At 68.0% G+C, this 21848-nt stretch carries 20 protein-coding genes and 2 pseudogenes; 5 read left to right on the top strand and 17 right to left on the bottom strand.

From position 1 onward, the window contains the following. Positions 1-45: 45 nt before the first annotated feature. The 8 genes and pseudogenes from FV218_RS00350 to FV218_RS00315 form a co-directional block, all read right to left on the bottom strand. The gene (locus FV218_RS00350) at positions 46-441 is read right to left on the bottom strand and encodes a hypothetical protein (RefSeq protein ID WP_147708345.1); all 396 of its coding nucleotides are present in this window, start codon (positions 439-441) and stop codon (positions 46-48) included. Between the two features lie 56 nt (positions 442-497). Beyond that, positions 498-719 (bottom strand): annotated as a pseudogene (locus FV218_RS23030) (MFS transporter); the annotation flags it as partial. A 10-nt stretch (positions 720-729) separates the two neighbouring features. After that, positions 730-1710 carry an arsenic resistance protein gene (locus FV218_RS00340; protein ID WP_147708267.1) on the bottom strand — a complete coding sequence of 327 codons (981 nt, stop codon included), beginning with the start codon at positions 1708-1710 and terminating at the stop codon, positions 730-732. After that, on the bottom strand, positions 1707-2093 hold the full coding sequence (locus tag FV218_RS00335) for a metalloregulator ArsR/SmtB family transcription factor (RefSeq protein ID WP_147708266.1): 387 nt from the start codon (positions 2091-2093) through the stop codon (positions 1707-1709). Before FV218_RS00335 ends, FV218_RS00340 begins: the two co-directional genes overlap by 4 nt. A 173-nt stretch (positions 2094-2266) precedes the next feature. Beyond that, entirely contained in the window at positions 2267-3439 is a 1173-nt protein-coding gene (locus tag FV218_RS00330) for an MFS transporter (RefSeq protein WP_147708265.1), read from the bottom strand. A gap of 7 nt (positions 3440-3446) precedes the next feature. Beyond that, positions 3447-4742: an arsenic transporter gene (locus FV218_RS00325; protein ID WP_147708264.1), complete on the bottom strand. Its 1296-nt coding sequence runs from the start codon at positions 4740-4742 to the stop codon at positions 3447-3449. A gap of 36 nt (positions 4743-4778) precedes the next feature. Continuing rightward, entirely contained in the window at positions 4779-5204 is a 426-nt protein-coding gene (gene arsC / locus FV218_RS00320) for an arsenate reductase (glutaredoxin) (RefSeq protein ID WP_147708262.1), read from the bottom strand. Next, positions 5204-5551 carry a metalloregulator ArsR/SmtB family transcription factor gene (locus FV218_RS00315; RefSeq protein ID WP_147708344.1) on the bottom strand — a complete coding sequence of 116 codons (348 nt, stop codon included), beginning with the start codon at positions 5549-5551 and terminating at the stop codon, positions 5204-5206. Before FV218_RS00315 ends, arsC begins: the two co-directional genes overlap by 1 nt. Positions 5552-5598: 47 nt before the next feature. Here FV218_RS00315 and arsH point away from each other — a divergent pair, with 47 nt between their 5' ends. Further along, positions 5599-6345 (top strand): arsenical resistance protein ArsH, encoded by a 747-nt coding sequence (arsH, locus tag FV218_RS00310; RefSeq protein ID WP_147708260.1) that lies wholly within the window; start codon positions 5599-5601, stop codon positions 6343-6345. A 216-nt stretch (positions 6346-6561) separates the two neighbouring features. Here the strand turns inward: arsH and FV218_RS00305 are convergent. After that, positions 6562-7443: pseudogene (locus tag FV218_RS00305) on the bottom strand (DUF4131 domain-containing protein); the annotation flags it as partial. Positions 7444-7605: 162 nt separating this feature from the next. On the opposite strand from FV218_RS00305, the gene gltX reads away from it, so the two are divergent. From gltX to FV218_RS00290, 3 genes are all read left to right on the top strand, one after another. After that, positions 7606-9033 carry a glutamate--tRNA ligase gene (gene gltX / locus FV218_RS00300; protein WP_056086555.1) on the top strand — a complete coding sequence of 476 codons (1428 nt, stop codon included), beginning with the start codon at positions 7606-7608 and terminating at the stop codon, positions 9031-9033. Positions 9034-9273: 240 nt separating this feature from the next. Further along, positions 9274-10563, top strand: a complete 1290-nt coding sequence (gene gltA, locus FV218_RS00295; RefSeq protein ID WP_056086558.1) for a citrate synthase — start codon at positions 9274-9276, stop codon at positions 10561-10563. Positions 10564-10674: 111 nt separating this feature from the next. After that, the gene (locus FV218_RS00290) at positions 10675-11568 is read left to right on the top strand and encodes a dihydrodipicolinate synthase family protein (protein WP_147708256.1); all 894 of its coding nucleotides are present in this window, start codon (positions 10675-10677) and stop codon (positions 11566-11568) included. A gap of 3 nt (positions 11569-11571) precedes the next feature. Here the strand turns inward: FV218_RS00290 and FV218_RS00285 are convergent, their stop codons facing one another. The 5 genes from FV218_RS00285 to fabZ form a co-directional block, all read right to left on the bottom strand. Next, the gene (locus FV218_RS00285) at positions 11572-12063 is read right to left on the bottom strand and encodes a hypothetical protein (protein ID WP_147708254.1); all 492 of its coding nucleotides are present in this window, start codon (positions 12061-12063) and stop codon (positions 11572-11574) included. Between the two features lie 63 nt (positions 12064-12126). Next, positions 12127-13299, bottom strand: coding sequence for a lipid-A-disaccharide synthase (gene lpxB / locus FV218_RS00280; protein ID WP_056086568.1), 1173 nt, complete (start codon positions 13297-13299; stop codon positions 12127-12129). Beyond that, complete coding sequence (gene lpxI, locus FV218_RS00275; protein ID WP_147708252.1) at positions 13296-14147, bottom strand: UDP-2,3-diacylglucosamine diphosphatase LpxI; 852 nt, start codon at positions 14145-14147, stop codon at positions 13296-13298. Before lpxI ends, lpxB begins: the two co-directional genes overlap by 4 nt. Then, the gene (lpxA, locus tag FV218_RS00270) at positions 14144-14956 is read right to left on the bottom strand and encodes an acyl-ACP--UDP-N-acetylglucosamine O-acyltransferase (RefSeq protein ID WP_147708250.1); all 813 of its coding nucleotides are present in this window, start codon (positions 14954-14956) and stop codon (positions 14144-14146) included. Before lpxA ends, lpxI begins: the two co-directional genes overlap by 4 nt. After that, positions 14953-15417, bottom strand: a complete 465-nt coding sequence (fabZ, locus tag FV218_RS00265) for a 3-hydroxyacyl-ACP dehydratase FabZ (RefSeq protein WP_056086577.1) — start codon at positions 15415-15417, stop codon at positions 14953-14955. Before fabZ ends, lpxA begins: the two co-directional genes overlap by 4 nt. A gap of 466 nt (positions 15418-15883) precedes the next feature. On the opposite strand from fabZ, the gene FV218_RS00260 reads away from it, so the two are divergent. Further along, a complete protein-coding gene (locus tag FV218_RS00260) occupies positions 15884-16612 on the top strand; it encodes a Crp/Fnr family transcriptional regulator (protein ID WP_187272913.1) in 729 nt (242 codons plus the stop codon). A 95-nt stretch (positions 16613-16707) separates the two neighbouring features. Here FV218_RS00260 and lpxD read toward each other — a convergent pair whose 3' ends face one another. The 3 genes from lpxD to rseP form a co-directional block, all read right to left on the bottom strand. Then, on the bottom strand, positions 16708-17766 hold the full coding sequence (lpxD, locus tag FV218_RS00255; protein ID WP_147708247.1) for a UDP-3-O-(3-hydroxymyristoyl)glucosamine N-acyltransferase: 1059 nt from the start codon (positions 17764-17766) through the stop codon (positions 16708-16710). Positions 17767-17812: 46 nt separating this feature from the next. Further along, on the bottom strand, positions 17813-20371 hold the full coding sequence (bamA, locus tag FV218_RS00250) for an outer membrane protein assembly factor BamA (protein ID WP_056086584.1): 2559 nt from the start codon (positions 20369-20371) through the stop codon (positions 17813-17815). 310 nt (positions 20372-20681) lie between these two features. Further along, positions 20682-21842, bottom strand: a complete 1161-nt coding sequence (gene rseP, locus FV218_RS00245; RefSeq protein WP_147708245.1) for an RIP metalloprotease RseP — start codon at positions 21840-21842, stop codon at positions 20682-20684. Between the last annotated feature and the right edge of the window lie 6 nt (positions 21843-21848).

Below are 21848 nucleotides of genomic sequence, written 5' to 3'. Positions count from 1 at the left end.
TCAGGCGCGCGGGATCGACCGGCGCAGGCGCCGGCGGCATCGAATTCAGGCTCGGGGAGGCTCGGTGGGCGGCCCTTGCGACAGGCTGTCGAAGGAGGCGGTGCCGCCCCAGGTCGGCCCCTCGACGCCGGCGACGCGGCCCGGAAGTCCGAGGGCCACCGGCAGCCCGGTGGCGACCTTCGCCAGGCAGAGCGCCATCAAGGGGCAGACCTTCGAGCAGTCGGGCAAGTCCGGCCGCTCCTTGGGACAGCACGGCATCTCGTCCATGGCCATCCCGGCCATGTCGTCCATGGCCTCGTCGGGCGCCGCCATGGCGTGCCCCTGAACGGCTATCGGCGCGCGCATGCCCGCGGCGGCCGCGGAAGCGGTCACCGGCGCAAGGGCGAGGCCGAGTACCGCCATAAGCGGGAGCAGGCGCCGAAGGGCGAGCCAGAAGGTCACGAACGGACGATGCCACATCGCGTGTCGGCGCGGAAGGGACAGGGACTACCTGACGAAAGCCCCACCCGCGGAGAGACCGAACCCGCGACGGGGAAGCCGAGGGACAGGCCCCCGATGACCCATCTCAGAGGCCACCCCGTGTCCTCCGATATTAGGTTGGCGAGCATGCACAGCAGGTAGAACGAGGCCCCCCAGGTCAGGATTTGGATCGAGCCAAGGGCAGGGATCACCACGAGACGGTGGCGATGCGGGATCACGGGTACGCTCCGCCGTATCATCGGGGCCGACCTAGACGGCCGGGACCGGCAACGCCGACGTTCGGCCGAGCCTGGGCATGACACGGACGTAGACGAGCTCGCTCACGAGCTCGACCAGCGTCTGGGTGACGATGACGGCCGGCAGCAGCGGGACGGCGCCGGGGACGGCGAAGGCCAGCGGCAGGACCACCAGGGAGTTGCGGGTGGCGGCGCTGAAGGCCAACGTCCGCACCGTGGGGGCGTCGAGGCGGAACGCGCGCCCGACCGCCCAGCCCATCAAGGGAGCCGCCACCGCGAAGGCGACGTAGACAGGAACCACCCGCAGGGCATCGTCGAGGGCGGGTCCGAGTTGGGGCAGGACGGACGCGATCACCACGAACAGGACCAGCGCCGTCGCCGGCACCGGCAGGAGCCCGAGGCCCGTAATCACCCGTTGCCCGGCCGGGCGGCGTCCGGCCCAGATCTGCACGGCCGCAGCAAGTCCGAGGGGAACCGCGATGAGCCAGACGAACGCGTGCACGAAGGGACCGACCTGGACGAACCTGGCGGCATCCTCGCCGAGGAAGACGTTCAGATAGATCGGCAGCAGCAGCATCTGCGCGATCAGCAGCGCCGGGGTGGAAGCCAGCAGCACCTTGGCGTCGGCCCGTCCGAGATGGGCGAAGGTCACGACGTAGTCGATGCACGGCGTGAGAAGGACCATGAGCACGCCCAGCCGCAGCATCGGATTGGCGGGCAGGAACTGGATCAGGCCAGCCACCAGGATCGGCAGCACCACGAAGTTCGTGACGAGGAGCGCCGCCAGGAAGCGGACCCGCGTGAAGGCCCGGCCGAGTTCCGGCAACGGCACCTGCAGGAAGGTGACGAACAGCATCAGCGCCAGGGCCGGATTGATCCCGACCTCCAGGGCCGTGGTGCCGGGCAGCGTCAGGGCGATCAGCGCCGCCGCGCCGATGGCCGCGAAGTAGATCGCGATCTGGTTGCCTTCGAGGGTGTCGCGCAGGCCCGTCATGCTTCCTCACAGGCGATCTTGGATGGCTGAGCGACCTGCTGGGGCCGACCGGTGCACCGGGCGAACAGGGCGATGGCTCGGTCGCAGACCTCGCAGTGTCCCTCGCAGCAATCGCGCATCAGGAAGGCCACCAGGTCGGACAGGGCGGTGAACACCGCGCTGTAGATGATCGACCGCCCCTCCCGGCGGCTGACCACGAGCCCGGCGTTCTCAAGGTGGCTGAGGTGGAACGAGATGCGTGGCGCCGAGGCGCCCGCGATGGCCTCGGTGATGGCCCCGGCCGCCATCCCGTCCGCGCCGGCAGTGACCAGCAGGCGGACGATGCGAAGACGGGTTTCCTGGGCGATGGCTCCGAAACCGTCGAGGGCTTGCTTCTCGTCCACGTCACTTAAACCGTTATGGAAACGTTTAAGCGTCATTAGGCTCGGAATGGGTCGAGGGCAAGAGCCGCCTAGCCAGTCCACGCTCGCCGACGAGACCGCTTCGTCCCCGGACGGAAGGCGATCGGTCTGATCGGGATCGGATGCCGCGAACGTCGGAGGCGGACGTCGACCTGTTAGGCCTCGGACCGGACGCGCCACAGGGCCAGGGCAAGCGCGACATTCGCCACAGCGAGGACGCACAGGAGGACGTAGGTCGTATCCGCGCCTGCGTGGGTTAGGACCACGGCTCCGATGGAGGGGGCGAGCGCCTGAGCCACCAGTCCCGGACGGGCGAGCCGGCCTACGAGCGGGGCGTAACGCTCGGGTCCGAACAGTGCCAGGGGCACCGTTCCCCGGGCAATCGAGTAGATCCCGTTGCCCGCCCCGTACAGGACTAACGCCAGCCCGACCACGGGCAGTCCTGCGGCAAGCATCGCAACCCCGATGGCGACCAGCACCATCGCCGCCGTCAGGGTCCAGAGCGGATGGTGCCGGCCCTTTCCGGCCATCTCGACGATGCGTGCCCCAACCTGGGCCGGTCCGATCAGGGCGCCGTAGGCCACGGCCGAGGTAAGAGCCACCCCACGGGCCTGAAGCAGGGTGATGAGGTGCACCGAGACCATGGCCATCACCGTGCCGCCCAGCGTGAGGACCCCCGCCATGAAGAGGAAGGCGCGCCGCTCCCGACCATCGAGCCGAATGACGGGGCTTGGGCCTACGGGTCGCGTGATCGGATGTGCGGGGGGCCGGGGGATCGCGATCAGGACGAGCGGCAGCGTGACCGAGAGGTGCAGTCCGGCATAGGCGAGACAGGTCCCGCGCCAGCCCACCTGTTCGATCAGGAAGGCCGAGAGGGGCCAGCAGACCGTGCTCGCGAAGCCGCCCCACAGGGTCAGCGTGGTGATGGCGGGCCTTGCTTCGGCCCCGTAGAGCCGACCGAGGGTGGCGAAGGCGGGGTCGTACAGTCCGGTGCCCATGCCGAGGCCGATCAGGAGCCAGCCTCCGAGATATGTCGGTAGGTTCGGCGCCAGACCGAGGATGGCAAGGCCGACGGCGAGGGCGACGGACGCGAAGGCCAGGACGGGGCGCCCGCCATGCTCGCCGATGTAGGTGCCGACCCGCGGCGAGGCCAAGCCCGCAACGAGGAGACCGAGGGACAGGCCGCCGATGACCCATCCCAAGGGCCACCCCGTGTCCGCCGACATCGGGGCGGCCAACACCGACAGCAGGTAGAACGACGAGCCCCAGGTCAGGATCTGAACCACGCCCAGGGCCGAGATCACGGGCCATCGGCGCGCCGGGGCCATCGGATCGCTACCGGGCGCCGAGCACGGGTAGCCAGAGGGCCAGCGCCGCCAGGGTGGCGAGCAGCACCGGCGGGGTGATGACCAGGCCGACCCGCATGTACTGGCCCCAGGTGATGTGCTGGCCCTTGGTGTCGAGGACGTGGAGCCAGAGCAGGGTGGCGAGGCTGCCGATGGGCGTGAACTTCGGGCCGAGGTCGCAGCCGATGACGTTGGCGTAGACCATCAGCTCGCGCATCAGGGGCGACAGGTCCGGGGCCTGCTGGATCGACAGCGCGCCCACCAGCACGCTCGGCATGTTGTTCATGACCGAGGACAGGATGGCTGCGGCGACCCCCGTGCCGATGGTGGCGACGAACGGTCCGTGGCCCGAAAGCCAGGCGAGGCCTTGGGCCAGGTAATCGGTCAGGCCGGCGTTCTTCAGGCCGTAGACGACGAGGTACATTCCGAGGCTGAACAGGACGATCTGCCAGGGGGCGCCCGCCAGCACCTTGCGGATCGGGATGACGCGGCTCCGGCTGGCCAGCGCCAGCAGCACCACGGCGCCGGCGCAGGTCACCACCGAGACCGGCACGCCGAACGGGGCTGTCACGAAGTAGGCGACCAGCAGCAGGCCGAGGAGCGGGAAGGCTGCCTTGAACACCAGCGGATCCTTGATCGCGTGGCGCGGCGGTTCGAGCTCGGTCACCGGGTACGTCGCCGGTAGGTCGCGCCGGAAGAACAGCCACAGGACCACCAGGGTCGTGGCGAGCGAGACGAGGTTCACCGGGACCATCACGGCGGCGTAGCGGCTGAAGGTGATGTCGAAGAAGTTCGCCGAGACGATGTTGACCAGGTTCGAGATCACCAGGGGCAGGCTGGTCGAGTCCGCGACGAACCCGCAGGCCACGATGAAGGCCAGGGCGGCCGCCGGCTTGAAGTCCAGCCGCAGCAGGATGGCCAGCACGATGGGTGTGAGCAGTAGGGCGGCGCCGTCGTTGGCGAACACTGCCGCGATGGCGGCGCCGAGTAGGATCACCAGCGGGAACAGCAGGCGCCCCCTGCCTCCGCCCCAGCGGGCGATGTGGAGCGCCGCCCAGTGGAAGAAGCCGGCTTCGTCGAGCAGCAGCGAGATGATGATCAGCGCCACGAAGGTGAAGGTGGCGTCCCAGACGATGTGCCAGACCACCGGGATGTCACCCGGGTGGATGACGCCGGTGGCCAGGGCCACCGCGGCCCCGATGAGGGCGCTCCACCCGATCCCGAACCCCTTGGGCTGCCAGATGACGAAGACGAGGGTGACGACGAAGATGGCGAGCGCGAGCATCCGGACCGTTTCTTATTCTTGGTGGCTGGGGATGGATCAGGCGGTGGCGACGCGGCGCCCGTGCTCGTCGACGACGCGTTCGCCGCCCTCCTTGACGAACTCGCCCTGCTGGGCCGGCAGGAGGTCGAGGACCGCCTCTGACGGGCGGCATAGCGAGACGCCTTTCGGGCTCACCACCAGCGGCCGGTTCAGCAGGATCGGGTGCTCGGCGATGGCATCGAGAAGCTGGTCATCCGTGAGGTTCGGGTCCGCGAGGCCGAGCTCGGCGTAGGGCGTCCCCTTCTCCCGAAGCAGGTCGCGCACGGTGATGCCGGCGCGCTCGGCGAGTTGCCGGACCAGGAACCGGTTCGGCGGGGTCTTCAGGTACTCGACGACGTGCGGCTCGATGCCGGCGTTGCGGATCAGTGCCAGGGTGTTGCGGGACGTGCCGCAATCCGGGTTGTGGTAGATGACGACGTCCATCAGGCGGTCTCCGTGCAGCAGGCGGATAGGGCGGCGACGGCCGGGGCGCAGACCTCGGGGCGGCCCTGGCAGCAATCGCGCATCAGGAACTGGATGAGCTCGGACAGGTCCGGGTAGGCGGCGCCGTAGATGATCGACCGGCCTTCCCGGCGCGAGGTGACGAGGCCGGCATGGCTGAGCTCCTTGAGGTGGAACGACAGGTTGGTGCCCGAGATGCCGACCGCCTCGGCCAGGATACCGGCCGCCATGCCGTCCGGCCCGGCGGTGACGAGTTGGCGCACGATGCGCAGGCGATGCTCCTGCCCCAGGGCCGCGAAGGCGGCGACGGCTTGCCGTTCGTCCATCATCATGTCAATATCTCAACCATCATTGAAACGTAGAGGATAGACGTTCCTTGGACAAGCCCCGACAGCCCTTCGCCGACGGCCTGCCGAACCTGAGCGAGGGACACTTCGTCGTCCCGACGAGCGCCGACCTGGAGGTGGCGACGCCGTTCGCCCACGCCCCGCGCTTCCTGATCATCTACGGGTCGCTCCGGGAGCGCTCGTTCAGCCGCTTCCTCGCCTACGAGGCCGCGCGCCTTCTGGAGGCGATGGGCGGCGACGTGCGGATCTACGACGCGCACGGGCTGCCCCTGCCCGACGACAGCACCGCCGACCACCCCAAGGTCCAGGAGCTCCGGAACCTCTCGATCTGGTCCGAGGGGCATGTCTGGGTCAGCCCCGAGCGGCACGGCGCCATGACCGGTGTCATCAAGAGCCAGATCGACTGGCTCCCCCTTTCGGAAGGGTCAGTGCGTCCGACGCAAGGGCGGACCCTGGCCGTGATGCAGGTCTCGGGTGGGTCGCAGTCGTTCAACGCGGTCAACGGCCTGCGCATCCTCGGGCGCTGGATGCGGATGATCACCATCCCGAACCAGTCATCCGTGCCGATGGCCTACAAGGAGTTCGACGACGCCGGCCGGATGAAGCCGGGACCGCTCTACGACCGGGTGGTCGACGTCTGCGAGGAACTGATGAAGTTCACGCTCCTTACCCGCGAGCGGTCCGACGACCTCGTCGACCGCTACTCGGAGCGGAAGGAGCGCGAGCCGGAGCGGCTCAAGGCCGTCGCCGTAGACATCGGCTTCGTCAGGCGCTGAACCACCGACCGACGGTGGCAGGTTCGGCGACGGCGTCGACCTGTTCGAGTTTTACGACAAGATTGGTTTTGTCGAAATCCCCAAGCCTGGGCTTGCCTGAAGTCCGACCCATCCATGGACGATCGCGGGGAAGGCCACCGGGCGGCACTCAGGCGTCGAACGACGGCGTGGCGACACGAGAAGCGATGCGTCCGGGGAATGCCGGCCAACCCTGTCGATCGAGACGACGTGATAGATCCCGGCCGCCCGCAGGACGTCGTTGGTCTCGCCGTTGATGAGGCCGCGCTTGCCCGTCACCAGGGCGGCGGCCACCGCCCCGGCCTGCCCGCCATTGGCGTCGGTGATGCGGCGCGTGAGGGCGTTGCGGGCGTCGTCAACGGCTGCGGCGATGCGAAGGGACTGGGGCATATTCTCGGGCGGGGGCCGGACCTGGATCGTGCCGATGAGGGAGCCCACCGCTCCGATCCCGCGAAAGTAGGCATCGCGGGCGAAATCGTAGCCGCCCGGCCTCGCCGCCTCCGGTGGCGGAAGCAGGCGGGCCGTCGCGGCGATGCGGTCGCCGGGCTTCAGCGGCGGTGCTTTCTTGAACGAGACCCGCACCCGGCGCGGACGCTGCTCCGTCGCCAGGGTGCCGAAGCTCTCAACCCGGACGATGAGGCGGGCCCCCTCCTCGCGCTCGTCGAGGGCCTCGATCAGGCCGACGAGGGGCGCGATGGTGGTCTGCGCCAGAACCGGACCCGCCACCTGCGCCACCCGGAACGCGGCGGCGGCAAAGCCCAGAAAAGCGGCGGCGAGACCGAGAACGAGGGCCAAAGCCACGGGGCGGGCGGCCAGGAAGGGCATCACCGCCGTGAGGAGCACCGCGACCACAAGGGGGGCGGCCAGGATCGGTGGGCCGGATGTGATCGTCAGGCACAGGAGGATGCCGAGTCCGAACGCCACGGCGAGCCACGGAAACAATCGGCGCTGCTCGACCTCGCGTTCGAATTCGGATGCCAGACCCTCGCGGAGCGTGCCGAGCCACAGGGACGGTGCGGGAAAGCGGCCGACGGCGCGCGCCCACACCCTCCCAGCGGCCCCTGCGCCCCCCCGCACCATCGCGCGACATCTCCGGGCGTGGCCCTCGTGCGACCCTTCACCACCCTCGGCGGTCGGGATGACGATTTCTTAACGCCTGCCTTCGTGCATGCTACACGCGCATCCCTGGGCCGGTCGATCCGCCACCAGCCCGCTCCACTTCGGAACTTCAAGCCAAGATTGATGTCGTCAGCCGTCGTCACGCGCTTCGCGCCCTCCCCCACGGGCTATCTCCACATCGGCGGCGCTCGCACCGCCCTGTTCAACTGGCTCTATGCCCGCCGCTTCGGCGGCCGGATGCTCCTGCGCATAGAGGACACGGATCGCGAACGTTCGACGCAGGGGGCCATCGACGCGATCCTGGACGGGATGCGCTGGCTCGGCCTCGATTGGGACGGCGACGTCATCTATCAGTATGCCCGGGCCGACCGGCATCGGGAGGCGGCCGAAAGCTTGCTCGCCTCCGGCCATGCCTATCGCTGCTACGCGACGCCGGAGGAACTCACCGCCATGCGCGAGGCGGCCCGCGCTGAAGGCCGGCCGCTGCGCTACGATGGCCGCTGGCGCGACCGTGATCCCTCCGAGGCACCCGCTGGGGTGAAGCCGGTGATCCGCTTGCGCGCGCCCGTCGAGGGCGAGACCGTGGTGGAGGACGGTGTTCAGGGCCGGGTCGTCTGGCAGAACAAGGATCTCGACGACCTCGTACTCCTGCGCTCGGACGGCAATCCGACCTACATGCTCGCCGTGGTGGTGGACGACCACGACATGGGCGTGACCCAGGTGATTCGGGGCGACGACCATCTCACCAACGCGGCGCGCCAGCGCCAGATCTCCGATGCCCTCGGATGGGAAGCGCCGGCCATGGCACACATCCCGCTCATCCATGGAGCGGACGGGGCCAAGCTATCGAAGCGCCACGGGGCGCTCGGCGTCGATGCCTATCGCGACCTCGGCTACCTGCCGGCGGCGCTCCGCAACTACCTCGTGCGCCTCGGCTGGAGTCACGGTGACCAGGAGGTGTTCTCCACCGACGAGATGGTGGCGGCCTTCGACCTCGCGTCCATCGGGCGTTCGCCGGCTCGTTTCGACTTCGCCAAGCTCGAGAACCTCAACGGCCTCTATATCCGGGGGGCGGACGATGCCGATCTCGTCACCGCCATCGATGGCGTTCTACCGGCCCTCGGGCCGTCACGCGGCATCGCGACACCCATGGCGCCGGAGCTGCGCGAAAAACTGACGACGGCGATGCCGGGCCTGAAGGAGCGCGCCAAGACCCTCGTCGATCTCCTAGACAGTGCCTACTATCTCACGGCCGCCCGGCCGCTGACCCTCGACGAGAAGGCCACGGGGCTGCTCGGCTCCGAAGCGCGGGAACGCCTCGCCGCGATCCTGCCAGCCCTCGAGGCACTTCCCGAGTGGACTGTGGCGGCGACGGAAGGGGCGGTACGCGCTTTCGCCGAATCGGCAGCGATCAAGCTCGGCCAGATCGCCCAGCCCCTTCGGGCGGCGCTCACGGGGCGGGCGACCTCCCCGCCGGTCTTCGATGTAATGGCCGTGCTCGGCCGAGCGGAATGCCTCGGCCGCCTGCGCGATCAGGCATCCGCCGCCTGACGCGAACGGGGCCGCTTTCGCCGACGAGGAACCGACGGGCCGAATGACAATCCGGCCCGGTTCTCGCATCCCGGCGTTCGTGAGGCGGGCGCTCAGTTGAAGGCGGTCGACTGATCCGCTAACCCGATGCTCGTGTGAGCAAGTGCAACATGCGTTGCCCTTGCGCCCCGGAGCCGGGTGGGCGAACCATCGCCACGCGGGCCGGCGCCGCCCCGCTGCCACGAAAGGGTCCACGTCTCCATGAGCGCCACCAGCACCATCACCGTGGGCGACGCGCAGGTCGAACTGCCGATCAAGACCGGCACCATCGGCCCCGACGTCATCGATATCGGCAAGCTCTACGCCAAGACCGGCAAGTTCACCTTCGACCCGGGCTTCACCTCCACGGCCTCGTGCGAATCGAAGATCACCTATATCGACGGCGATGCCGGCGTGCTGCTTTATCGCGGCTACCCCATCGAGCAGATCGCCGAGAGCGGCGACTTCCTCGAGACCTGCTACCTCATGCTGTTCGGCGAGTTGCCGACGCCGGCTCAGAAGGCCGATTTCGATTATCGGGTCACGCGCCACACCATGGTGCACGACCAGATGAACCGCTTCTTCCAGGGGTTCCGCCGCGATGCCCATCCCATGGCGATCATGGTCGCCTGCGTCGGCGCCCTGTCGGCATTCTATCACGACTCGACGGACATCTCGGACGACAAGCAGCGGATGATCGCAAGCTTGCGGATGATCGCCAAAATGCCGACGCTGGCAGCGATGGCCTATAAGTATTCTATCGGCCAACCATTCGTGTACCCGAAGAATGATCTCGACTATACGTCAAATTTCCTACGGATGTGTTTCGCGGTTCCGTGCGAAGACTTTAAGGTCAATCCAATCTTTGCCCGGGCACTGGACCGGATCTTCATCCTTCACGCCGATCACGAGCAGAACGCCTCGACCTCCACCGTGCGTCTCGCCGGCTCGTCGGGTGCCAATCCGTTCGCCTGCGTCGCCGCCGGCATCGCCTGCCTGTGGGGACCGGCCCATGGCGGCGCCAACGAGGCGGCCCTGAAGATGCTCGAAGAGATCGGCCACCCGGAGAACGTCGCCAAGTACGTCGCCAAGGCCAAGGACAAGAACGACCCGTTCCGCCTCATGGGTTTCGGTCACCGCGTGTACAAGAACTACGATCCGCGCGCGCGCATCATGCAGAAGACCACCCACGAGGTACTCGGCCAACTCGGGATCAAGGATGATCCGCTGCTGGAAGTCGCGGTTCAGCTCGAGAAGATCGCCCTGGAGGACGAGTACTTCATCGAGAAGAAGCTCTATCCGAACATCGATTTCTACTCAGGAATCACCCTCAAGGCCATGGGCTTCCCGACCTCGATGTTCACGGTGTTGTTCGCGCTCGCCCGCACCACGGGCTGGATCGCCCAGTGGGCCGAGATGATCGAGGACCCGTCGCAGAAGATCGGCCGGCCGCGCCAGCTCTATATCGGCCCGGAGAAGCGCGAATACGTCCCCATCGACCAGCGCGGCTGACGATGGGAAACCCCGTCCGAATAATCGGGCGGGGTTTTTGAGACAGGAGCGGGACGACACGACGTCCCGCCACGATCGTCGGCGCTTCTACCACCCCACATGGAGTGCCCAATGATCCTTCCTAACGGGCTCGCGGCCTTTCCGATCACACCGTCCGATACCGATGGGCGCGTCGATGTCGGCGGCCTGCGCCGACTCCTCGCCCCCCTGTGTGAGGCGGGGGTCGATTCGATCGGTCTTCTCGGCAGCACCGGTTCCTATCCGTACCTGTCCCGTTCCGAGCGGCGGCGCGCCCTGGAAACGGCCGTCGACGCGGTGGCCGGACGGATGCCGATCCTCGTTGGCGTCGGAGCCCTGCGCACCGACGAGGCCGTGGCGCTGGCGCGGGACGCCCGGGCCCTGGGCGCGGCGGCGGGCTTGCTGGCCCCGGTCTCCTATACGCCGCTGACGGAGGACGAGGTGTTCGAGCACTTCGTGACCGTCGCGCGGGAAAGCGGACTGCCGCTCTGCATCTACAACAATCCGGGCACCACCCATTTCACCTTCACGCCCGCGCTCGTCGGTCGCCTCAGCCGTGAACCCGGAATCGTTGCGGTCAAATGCCCAGCCCCCGGGCGCCGGGAGGTCATCGCTCAACTGACCGGACTGCGCGAGGCGGGGCCCGACGGCTTTTCGATCGGATCCAGCGGAGACTGGAATGCCGTCGAGGCGCTGCTCGCCGGCGGTGACGTTTGGTACAGCGTCATGGGCGGATTGTTTCCCCGGACCGCCATGGCCATCGTCCGGGCCGTTCGCGACGGAGATACCGATGCGGCGCGGGCGTTGGACGCCCGGCTGCAGCCGCTCTGGGGCCTGTTCAAGGAATTCTCCAGTCTGCGCGTGGTGTATGCCTGCGCTCATGAACTCGGCCTTTGCAGCACCCAGCCGCCGCGTCCGGTCCTACCCCTGACAGGACCCGCACGGGATACGGTCGTTCGGACGCTTCGAGATCTGGATCTCCGCTGACGCCTAGGGCCCCGCCGCACGTGCCGGCGGCCGGATGAGGCGCGGGCGCCAGATGCCAAGGACGACGTTGACTGTCGCGACCGCGAGAAGCAGCCAGAGGGTCCCGCCCTCGCCCTCAAGGGCCTGGCCGAGCAACGCCGGATCGCCGTGCCCGGCCAGCGCGGCGGCACTGAGGTCGGCCTCCTGCCGCATCGGCCCCTGGACGTAGACCAATCCGCCCTCGAACATCAGAATGCCGGTGGCAAGCTTCACCCAGGCCCAACCCGCGTTATGAAACGCGCGCTGGGCGAGGGCCAGGAGGCCCGCCAGCAGCGTCAGGGCGAGGGAGGGCAGAAAGATCCACGACGCCACGGCCCCCATGGCACCGCGCATCAAGGCATATCCCGCCAGGACGGCCGGCGGAGGCGTGAAGCTCAGCATGACGACAAGGCACGCCATCGCCCCCATGAGCCCAATGGCTCCCATCGTGTGGAGGAATTTGAGGGTGCGTCTCACGGTGTCTGGACCGCATCCGGGTTGGCCTGCCGGAAAGCTAACGCACGCCTTGCGTTCCGTCGATCAGGCCGCCCGCTGGGCCGCGAGTACGATCCGCGCGGCGCTCCGGCTCGGCTCGTCGTCGCCGGGAAGTCGCATCAACCCATCGATCCGTGACAGGGCATCCACCTGAGCGTCGCGTACCGGTCCGCCCGTCAGCAGGGGCGCCAGGGCGTCGGTGAGGCGCGCGGCGGTGCACTCCGCCTGGATGAATTCCGGCATGGCGTTGCGGTCGAGGATCAGGTTCGGCAGCACGATGGTGGGCACCTGGATCAGGCGTCGGGCCACGGCTTCCTCGATCCGCGAGACTTTGTAGGCGACCACCATGGGCACACCGGCCAGCGCCAGTTCCAGGGTGACGGTGCCGGAGGCGGCGAGCGCCGCGCGGGCGCGCCGGAAGGCTGCATGCTTTGCCGCCTCGCCGTGGACGAGGCGCACCGGGACGTCCCAGGCCAGCGCGAGGCGCTCGATGAGGGCGCGGTGGCGGGTCACGGCGGGCAGCACCGCCTCGATCGGCCCGAGCCGCGCGCTCAGTCGTGCCAGGGTGGCGCCGAAGACCGGCATGAGTCGCTCGATCTCCGAGCGGCGCGAGCCCGGCAGGATCACCAGGGTCGGCGGCGACCCCGCGCGCGCCTGCGCCTCCCGGGCATCGGGGCGCAGATCCGACAGGCGCTCGATGAGCGGATGACCGACATAGGTGCAGGCCGGCCCGCCGAGGCGACGATGCGCCTCCGGCTCGAACGGCAGCAGGGCGAGGACGTGGTCGATGAACGGCCGCATCTTCGCCGCGCGCCAGGGGCGCCAGGCCCAGACGCTCGGCGACACGTAATCGACGATGGGCAGATCCGGCATCCGCTTGCGCACGCGCGAGGCTACCGCATGGGTGAAGCCAGGGCTGTCGATGATGACGAGAACGTCGGGCCGGGCCTCGACCACGTCGCGCACGGTCTGACGGATTCGGCGCAGCAGGGTACGCAGGCGGGCGGCCACGGGCAGGTAACCCATGACGGCGACATCGTCGATGGGAAACAGTGATTGGAAGCCTTGGGCAATCATCGCCTCGCCGCCGACACCACCGAACCGGATCGGCCGCTCGGACAGGGCGACGAGGGCGGGCATGAGCTTGGCCCCGAGCTGATCGCCGGAATCCTCGCCCGCCACCAACCAAATCGTCTTCGGGACAGATCCGCCGCTCATGCGTCGATCCTCAATCCGATCAGGAAGAGACCGGCCCTGTCGGCCGCGGCGACCGTAGCCGGCCGGTCGATGATCAGGGTGAACCCGGCCTGGATGGCAAGGCCAGCGCAGCCGGCGGCTGCAGCGGCCGCGACCGTGCGCGGACCGACGGCCGGCAGATCGACGCGCAGATCCTGCCCCGTCTTGGCGACCTTGACGAGGACGGTGCCGGGCTGGCTCGCCCCGAAACCGAAGGGCTTGCGCCCCAGGGCCCGCGCCCGGGCGAGCATCCGATCCGTCCCCTCGGGGCCCTCGACGGTCAGGGCCCGCTGAGCCGCCACCACGGCCGCCTGCCCGACATCGTAGGGCGCCAGGGCGCCAAGAAGCGCGCGGCCCGTGGCGATGGAGGACAGGGCGGCGGCATCCGGTGCATGACGACCCATCACACCTTCGGGGCTGAGCAGATCGGGCGCAACCTCGTGGACGCCGACGACGGCGTGGCCGTTCTCCTCCAGAAGGGCCAGGGCCCCGCGCAGCAGGCGGTCGTCACCGCCCCCGGCGATGGCCTTGAGCGCATCGCGGTTGCGCAAGGCAGCGGCGGCGTTGAGGATGGCGGCGGGGTTCGGTCGCGCGACACCGCCGGCCGGCACCACGCTGACGGGTCCCCACGCCTTGAGGATGGCGAGCACGCCGGCGATGTCGAGGAGGTCCACGCACGCCTCGGCCCGAGCCCGCATGGTCCGCTCGGCGAAGCCCCTGATAGCGAGGATGCGGAACGGGCGTCCGGCCCGATCGAGGGACTCGGCCACCAGTTCGGGCAGACGTCCCGCCCCGGCGACGAGGACGAGGGGCGCCGGCTGCGCTCTCAAGGCGTACCCGGAGTCTCGCGCGGGGTGCAGATCGAGCGCTTGCCGCCGGCCCGGATGAACGCGACGATCTCGGCGACGCCGCGATGGGCGTCGAACTCCGCCGCCACGTCCTCGACCCGTTCCATCAGGGTGCCCTCGGGAGCGAACAGCAGGCGGTACGCCCGGCGCAGGGCATGGATGTCCTCGCGGGCGAAACCCCGGCGCTGCAGGCCGATGATGTTGAGACCCGACAGGTAAGCCCGGTTGCCCAGCGCCATGCCGAAGGGAATGCAGTCGTTCTCCAGGGCCGACATGCCGCCGACGAAGGCGTGCGCCCCGACACGGGCAAACTGGATCACCGCGGCACCGCCGCCGAGGATGGCGAAGTCACCGACATTGCAGTGGCCGGCGAGCATCACGTTGTTGGAGAACACGACGCCGTTCCCCACCCGGCAATCGTGCCCAACATGGGAATTGGCGAGGAAGGTGCAGGTGTCGCCGACCGTGGTCTCGAGACCGCCGCCGGCGGTGCCGGGATTCATGGTGACGCCCTCGCGGATGAGGCAATCGGCCCCAATGGTGAGCGTCGACGTCTCGCCGCGGAATTTCAGATCCTGCGGCGGGTGACCGATGGAGGCGAAGGGATAGAGGCGCGTACGGGGGCCGATGGTGGTATGCCCGGCCACGACCACATGGCTCACGAGCTCACAGCCGTCGCCGAGGGTGACGTCCGGGCCGACATGGCAGAACGGGCCGATCCGCACGTCGGCGCCGAGGGTCGCGCCGTCCTCGACAACCGCGCTCGGATGGATGCCTGCCGCCCCGGTCATTCCGTCACCAGCATGGCGCCGATCTCGGCTTCCGCCACGAGGGTGTCGCCGACCCGAGCCTGGCCCTGGAACCACCACATGGTGCGGCGCTGGTTCATCTTGGTCATGTGGTAGCGCACGGTGTCGCCGGGCACGACGGGCTTGCGGAACTTGCACTTGTCGATGGTCATGAAGAACACCTGCTTGGCGCGCAGGTTCTCGGTCATGATGTGCTGGCAGCAGATGGCGCCAGCGGTCTGGGCCATGCCTTCGATGAGGAGCACGCCGGGGAACACCGGCAGACCGGGGAAGTGCCCGGTGAATTGCGGCTCGTTGATCGTGACGTTCTTGATGCCGACGCAGGACCGGTCACCGTCGATATCGACGATCCGGTCGATCATCAGGAAGGGATAGCGGTGCGGCAGGAGTTCCAGGACCTTCTGGATATCGGCCGAGCCGAGCTCACGCGGCATCTCGTTCATCGATCGGATCATCTCCCTGGCGCGCGGCGGCGCACTCGGTGCTCCGCCCCGCTCGTTCTCTTGGCCGCCATCCTGGTGGAAACGAAGTCTTTCCGCAGAAACACCGCCGGATGCAAGCCCAGCCGCCGAAAGTCATGCGCGTTGGATCGGGAGCCGGTAGCGAGAATTTGAGCCAGGCCGTGGGTTGGCCGAGTTGACCGAGCCCGACTTCGGTGCGCAATCGTACAGTCGGTCGTTGGGCGGTACCTCTTGATCGGTTGCGACCGGGATCTCGGTTCCCCGTTCGGCCACCGTCGCCTTGATTCCCCGGTACGGAGTTTCCCAAGTGCGATCCCGTCGGCATCTCGGCCCGATGCCTGCGGATGGCAGGGGCTCACGAATCGCCGGAGACAAGGTCGGCCCGGCAGAACAGCCCATCGATCCGATAGAATCTGGGCTCGCCGATGGCGGTGCTCCGGCACGGGCCGTGACGATCCGGGCGCCGAACCGATTTCGGCGCAAACTCGAAAGCCTCGTTTCGCTCTCGGCCTCGGCGGGAGATCAGCTCGAGCGGGTCACCGTACGGCACGACAATCATCCCACTCGGGCGGATCTAATTCCGCGGCACGACACACAGGGTGGTCGGCTCATCCTGATGGAAGGCTTCGCCTGCCATTACCGCACTCTGACGGGCGGTCGCCGGCAGATCATCGCCTATCTCGTGCCTGGCGACAGCTACGATCTCGATGCGCCCCAGCACACTCGGCTGGGCCACGAGATGATGGCGCTGACGCCCGTATGCGTCGCGCGCCTGGCACGAGCCTCGGTCGCATCCGTGACCCGAGATTATCCGGCCATTGCCGAGGGACTGCGCGTGGCGGCCCAGGTGGACGAGGCCACCGTGCGCGAATGGCTCGTCAACATCGGCGGGCGTCCGGCCCTGGAGCGGATCGCGCACCTGTTCTGTGAACTCGAACTGCGCCTGCGCGCCGTCGGCCTGGCGGACGCTGACCGGTTCGACATGCCGATCACGCAATACGATCTCGCCGACACCGTCGGATTGTCGAGCGTGCACGTCAACCGAACCCTGCAGGAGCTTCGTCGTCAGGGGCTGATCACCCTGTCGGGTCGATCGTTGACGATCCTGAATCGGCCCGCGTTCCAGGCCATGGCGGATTTCCAGCCTGACTATCTGCGCTTGCGCAAAACCGGCTGATCGCGCGCTCGACAGGTCCGGACGGATCTCGATTTTGCTCAAGTGCGGCGCGGGTTGCCTGAGACGGGCATTCCGCCAATGCACAACAGGCGGTGTCAGGCCTTCGGTTCGTCACCATCGCGGGCCGTGCGTTCGGCAAGGCGGGCCAGGGTCGTCAATTCTCGGAACCAGGCGCGGACGGGCTTGGCCGGCGTACCGCCCCAGCGGGAGCCGGGCGGCACGTCACGGTTGACGTTGGACGAGCCCGCGATCTGCGCCCCCATGCCGATGCGCAGGTGCCCGACGACGCCGACCTGCCCACCGAGGACAACGTAATCCTCCAGGGTGGTCGAGCCGGATATGCCGACGCCCGAGACGATGACGCAATGACGTCCGATGACGACGTTGTGGGCGATCTGAACGAGGTTGTCGATCTTCGTCCCCTCCCCGATCACCGTGTCCCGGCTGGCCCCGCGATCGATGGTGGTGTTGGCGCCGATCTCGACATCGTCCTGCACGATGACCCGGCCGATCTGCGGCACCTTCAGGTGCCCGCCGGGCCCCATGGCGAAGCCGAAACCGTCCTGGCCGAGGCGCGCACCGGGATGGACGATGACGCGGTTGCCGAGCAGCGCATGGGTCAAGGTGGCACCGGCGCCGATGGAGCAGTCGCGACCGACCCGGACATTCGGGCCGAGGACGGCGCCGGGACCGATCACGGTGCCGGAGCCGATTTCGGCACCGGGGCCGATCACCGCACCGGGATCGATGCGGACACCGGACTCGAGGCGGGCTTCGGGATGGACGTGGGAGCCGGGCGCGATGCCCGTGGAGGCAAAGAGCGAGCCCGGCCGCATGGCATCCGGATGCAAGCGGGCGAGGAGGCCGGCGTAAACGCGATAGGGGTCGCGGAGGACCAAAGCCACGGTGCCGGCCGGCACGCGGGCGGCGAAGCGCGGCGCGACGAGGCAAGCGCCGGCCCGTGTCCGGGCCAGGGCATCGCCGTAACGGGCGTTGTCCATGTAGGCGACGTCGCTAGCGGCGGCGGTCTCGAGAGAGGCCGCCCCGGTGAGTATCGTCGTCGAGTCGATGCCGGACGGCAGTGAAACGCCGGCAGCCTCGGCGATGTCGCCGAGGCTGAGGGTGGTGTTGGCAGAGAAGAAAATCGGATCCATGACCGGCAACGCGCCGCCCCTCGAAAAGGGCGGCGCCTTTCTCAGATCAGAAGCGCGAGCCGCCGGAGAACCGGAAGGCCTGGAGCTGATCCTTGCCGATCCGGAAGTTGGTGCCCGGCACCTTCACGCCTTCGTCCTTGGTGAGGGCGTAGGCGTAGTCGAAGCGGATCGGACCGAGGGGCGAGTTCCACAGAATGGAGGCACCGATGGACGACCGGATGACCGCCTTGTCGTGGACGTTCACGCACTCGGGTTCGACGCCGATGGTGGCCGAGTTGAAGTTGCAGACGCCGCCGGGGGCGATGCCGTTGATGAAGGCGTCGCCATTGACGTTGAACTGCGTGCGGCCGTTGTAGCCGAACAGCGTACCGGCATCGGCGAACACCGCGCCCTTCAGGCCGAGATCCCGCGGGATACCCCAGATCGGGAACTGGACCTCGACCGTGCCGCCGACATAGGTGCTGCCGCCGATGGCGTTGGAACGGCTATCGGCGATGCCGACGTCGCGCGGACCGATGCCGTTCGGAGCGAAACCACGGACCAGCGACGGGCCGAGGAAGAACTGGTCGGTGATGCGCAGGGGCTCGTCGTTGAGCGCCGAGATGTGACCGCCCTGGAGCCGGACGAAGCCGACCACGTCCTCGTAGAGTTCCTTGTAGTACCGGGCGTCTCCGGTCACGCGGAAGAACTTCGAGTCGCCGCCGAGACCAGCGATGTCGGGCTTCAGCTCGGCATAGAGGCCGTTGCGGGGCAGACCGATGTTGTCGAGGGTCGAGTAGGCGAGCGTCAGGCCGGCAAGCGACGTGAGCGTGTTGCCCTGCGAGCCCTTGAGGGCGATGGAGGCCTCACCGTCGAAGGCGCAGTTCGGGTAGGCCGCGAGACCCGCCACGTTCTGCCCGTTGGCCGTGAACGTGTTGTTCGGATAGACCGCCGTGTAGCCAGGGATCGGGTTCGAGCAGTCGTTGTACGGCCGGCGGATGGTGTTCGGGACGCGCAGCTCGGTGTTGTAGAGCGAGTAGCGCAGGGTGATGCCGAACTCTTCCGTGATCGGCAGGCCGACGCGGAGCTGACCGCCGTACACGGTGGTCTCGTAGCGCGAGTAGCGGGTCTGGTCGCTGTACTTGTAGAAGGCGTCGAAGCCGGCGGCCAGGCGGTAGCCGAGGAAGTACGGCTCGGTGAACGAGAAGTCGACGCCGCGGGCGTACTGGCCAGCGGTACCGGCGACGCGCACGTACTGACCGCGACCGAGGAAGTTGGACTCGGAGACCGACACTTCGCCGATGATGCCGTCCTGGGTCGAATAGCCACCGGCGACCGAGAACGAGCCCGTGGGCTGATCTTCGACATCGATATTGATGACCACACGATCGGCGGCCGAGCCCGGCTCGTTGGAGAAGCGGACCTTCTTGAAGAAGCCGAGGCCGTTGAGGCGACGCTCGGCGCGGTCCGTGAGGACGCGGTTGTAGGCGTCGCCCTCGGTGATATCGAGCTCGCGGCGGATGACGTAGTCGCGGGTGCGGGTGTTGCCCCGGATGTTGATGCGCTCGACGTAGACGCGCGGGCCGTCCTCGACCACGAAGCCGAGGGCCACGGTGCCGGTGGCGGGATCACGCTGGCCGGTCGGACGAACCTGGGCGAACGGGTAGCCCTGGCGGGCGACCTGATTCGTGACGCCGTTGAGGGTCTTCTCGACATCCTCAGCGTTGTAGACATCGCCGACGGCGGTCCGGACTTCGCCGTCGAGCCCCTGCGTGTCGAGACCGGGAAGGCGCGAATCGATGGCGACGGCACCGACCTTGTACTGCTGGCCTTCCTCGACGATCACGTCGATGACCCAGCCGGCATCGGTCTCCGCCTCGACGTAGCGGGCATCGGCCTTCACGACGCGGAAGTCGGCGTAACCGTTCTTGAGGTAGAAGCGCCGCACGAGGTCGAGGTCATTAGTGATCCGGTCGGGATCGTAGACGTCCGAGGTCTTGATGAACGACAGGAAGTTCATCTCCGAAGAAGACATCAATTCCTTGATCTTCGACTCGGAGTACTCTTTGTTGCCGCTGATGTTGATCGCCTTGATGCCGGTCTTGTCACCTTCCTCGATGACGTAGATCACGTCCAAGCGGCCGTTGGGCAGATCGACGGTGCGGAAGCTGACCTTGGCACTGCCGCGACCGGAGCGGCGATAGATCTCGCGGATGCGCTGCATGTCCGCGGTGACGATGCCCTGGTTGTAGGGACCGCGCGCTTTGGCCTCGATCTCACCCTCGAGGGTGGCCTTCTCGATCTTCTTGTTTCCCTCGAACACAACGCGGTTGATGATGTTGTTCTCGCGCACGCTCACGACGGTGCTGCCGCCGCTGCGCGACACCTTCACGTCGGAGAACATGCCGCTCGCCAGCAGGTTGCGGCGGGCTTCCTCGGGCGAACCGGAGGCGGTGCCGGTCACGTAGGACCGGATCGTATCGGAATCGACGCGCTTGTTACCCTGGACGACGATCTGCTCGGCCTGCGCCGCGCTGCCGAGCACCAGCCCTGCGGCCGTGGCGGCGACTAGGACGATGGTCTGCTCCGCCGACTTGCGTCGGCGCTTCCCCGTCATCGACATCATGTAATCGCCCGTCTCTTTTATTATCAGTACGGGTTCGCACCCGCGGACAGGCGCCGGTTTGCCCGGTCGTCCCGTCGTCTGGTCCCAAGCTCAGCTTCTACCGAGTTTCCCGGTCGAAGCAAACGCCGGGGGCACCCGCTCACAGGGGATTTTGGGGACACGTGGCCTTCCGGTCACTTAACGACGAAACCGGATCGCCGAACACGGTGAACGAAGCGTCAACTAGGTTCGGCCGCGCGGCGGAGATGCCTGCGCGGCCAGCGACTTGGCCCCATACCGACCATGTCGGAGGGCGATGCGGAGCGGTCGATCAGGTGCCCCGCGCACCCCAGGACGCACCTAGGTTGAGCACGTCGTTCCAGGCGGCGAACAGCATGAGAAACAGCACGAGGGCGAGGCCGATGCGAAAGCCGATCTCCTGGGTCCGCTCGCTCAGGGGCCGGCCGCGCACGGCCTCGAACGCGTAGAACAGCAGGTGGCCACCATCGAGCAGCGGCACCGGAAACAAGTTGAGAAGGCCGATGGAGACGGAGAGCAGGGCGATGAGGCCGATGAGGCCGCCGGCGCCCCCCACCTTGGCGACTTCGCCTGAGACCCGGGCGATGCCGATGGGGCCGGACAGCTGGTCGGCCGATTCGCGGCCGGTCACGAGCTTTCCGATGTAGTCGATGGTGCGATCCACCACGAAGTAGGTCTCGTGGATGCCGAGTCCCACGGACTGGAGCGGCCCGTACTGAACGAGCTTGGCCTCGCTGCCCTTCGGGCCCTGGATGCCGAGGCGACCGAAGCGGTGGCGACCGAACGGGGTACGCTCCTCCATGCCGTCCGGTACGGCGGTCAGAACCTGACGCTCGCCGTTGCGCTCGACGGTGATGGCGAGGCTGGAGCCGGCGCTCGTGGACACCGTGCGCTGCATGTCGGTGAAACTGTTCACCGCCGAGCCGCCGATGGCCCGGATCACGTCTCCGGGCTGGAAGCCGGCGCGCTCGGCCGCACTTCCGGACACCACCGCCTCGACGCGGGCCGGTGTCTCGTAGCGGCCGCCGAAATAGATCGCCCCGGAGAACAACACGATCGCCAGCAGGAAGTTGGCGATGGGACCGGCGGCGACGATGGCGGCGCGCTTGGCCAGGGGTTGGGTCGGAAAGCTCGTCGCGCGTTCCTGCGGACTCATCCGGGCGACGGCCTCGGGGTCCGGCACGCTGGCACCGTTGGCGTCGCCATGGAATTTGACGTAGCCGCCGAGCGGCACCGCCGAGAGCTTCCAGCGGGTGCCGTGGCGGTCGTTGAAGCCGAACAGCTCCGGGCCGAAACCGAGGGAGAACGCGTGGACCCCGACGCCGCACCAGCGGCCGACGAGGAAGTGTCCCATCTCGTGGACGAAGACGACGACGCTGAGGACGATGAGGAACGGAATCACGTTGCCGAAGAAGCCGGCGGCCGTCCCGCCCATCGCGTTCAGAAAGTCCATCGTCGA

The sequence above is a fragment of the Methylobacterium sp. WL69 genome (assembly GCF_008039485.1).
In the GTDB taxonomy this organism is placed as follows: Bacteria; Pseudomonadota; Alphaproteobacteria; order Rhizobiales; family Beijerinckiaceae; genus Methylobacterium.
The sequence above is the reverse complement of the archived record's forward strand: the minus strand, read 5'-3'. Positions and strand labels throughout refer to the sequence as shown.

Excerpts from the sequence above, each read along its gene's own strand:
- arsC (WP_147708262.1), bottom strand. The coding sequence starts at position 5,204 with ATGGACGTCGTCATCTACCACAACCCGGATTGCGGCACGTCCCGCAAC.
- lpxD (WP_147708247.1), bottom strand. The coding sequence starts at position 17,766 with ATGGATCCGATTTTCTTCTCTGCCAACACCACCCTCAGCCTCGGCGAC.
- FV218_RS00330 (WP_147708265.1), bottom strand. The coding sequence starts at position 3,439 with ATGGCCCCGGCGCGCCGATGGCCCGTGATCTCGGCCCTGGGCGTGGTT.
- rseP (WP_147708245.1), bottom strand. The coding sequence starts at position 21,842 with ATGGACTTTCTGAACGCGATGGGCGGGACGGCCGCCGGCTTCTTCGGC.
- lpxB (WP_056086568.1), bottom strand. The coding sequence starts at position 13,299 with ATGAGCGGCGGATCTGTCCCGAAGACGATTTGGTTGGTGGCGGGCGAG.
- FV218_RS00340 (WP_147708267.1), bottom strand. The coding sequence starts at position 1,710 with ATGACGGGCCTGCGCGACACCCTCGAAGGCAACCAGATCGCGATCTAC.
- fabZ (WP_056086577.1), bottom strand. The coding sequence starts at position 15,417 with ATGAACGAGATGCCGCGTGAGCTCGGCTCGGCCGATATCCAGAAGGTC.
- FV218_RS00290 (WP_147708256.1), top strand. The coding sequence starts at position 10,675 with ATGATCCTTCCTAACGGGCTCGCGGCCTTTCCGATCACACCGTCCGAT.
- lpxA (WP_147708250.1), bottom strand. The coding sequence starts at position 14,956 with ATGACCGGGGCGGCAGGCATCCATCCGAGCGCGGTTGTCGAGGACGGC.
- bamA (WP_056086584.1), bottom strand. The coding sequence starts at position 20,371 with ATGATGTCGATGACGGGGAAGCGCCGACGCAAGTCGGCGGAGCAGACC.
- FV218_RS00325 (WP_147708264.1), bottom strand. The coding sequence starts at position 4,742 with ATGCTCGCGCTCGCCATCTTCGTCGTCACCCTCGTCTTCGTCATCTGG.
- FV218_RS00315 (WP_147708344.1), bottom strand. The coding sequence starts at position 5,551 with ATGATGGACGAACGGCAAGCCGTCGCCGCCTTCGCGGCCCTGGGGCAG.
- gltX (WP_056086555.1), top strand. The coding sequence starts at position 7,606 with ATGTCGTCAGCCGTCGTCACGCGCTTCGCGCCCTCCCCCACGGGCTAT.
- gltA (WP_056086558.1), top strand. The coding sequence starts at position 9,274 with ATGAGCGCCACCAGCACCATCACCGTGGGCGACGCGCAGGTCGAACTG.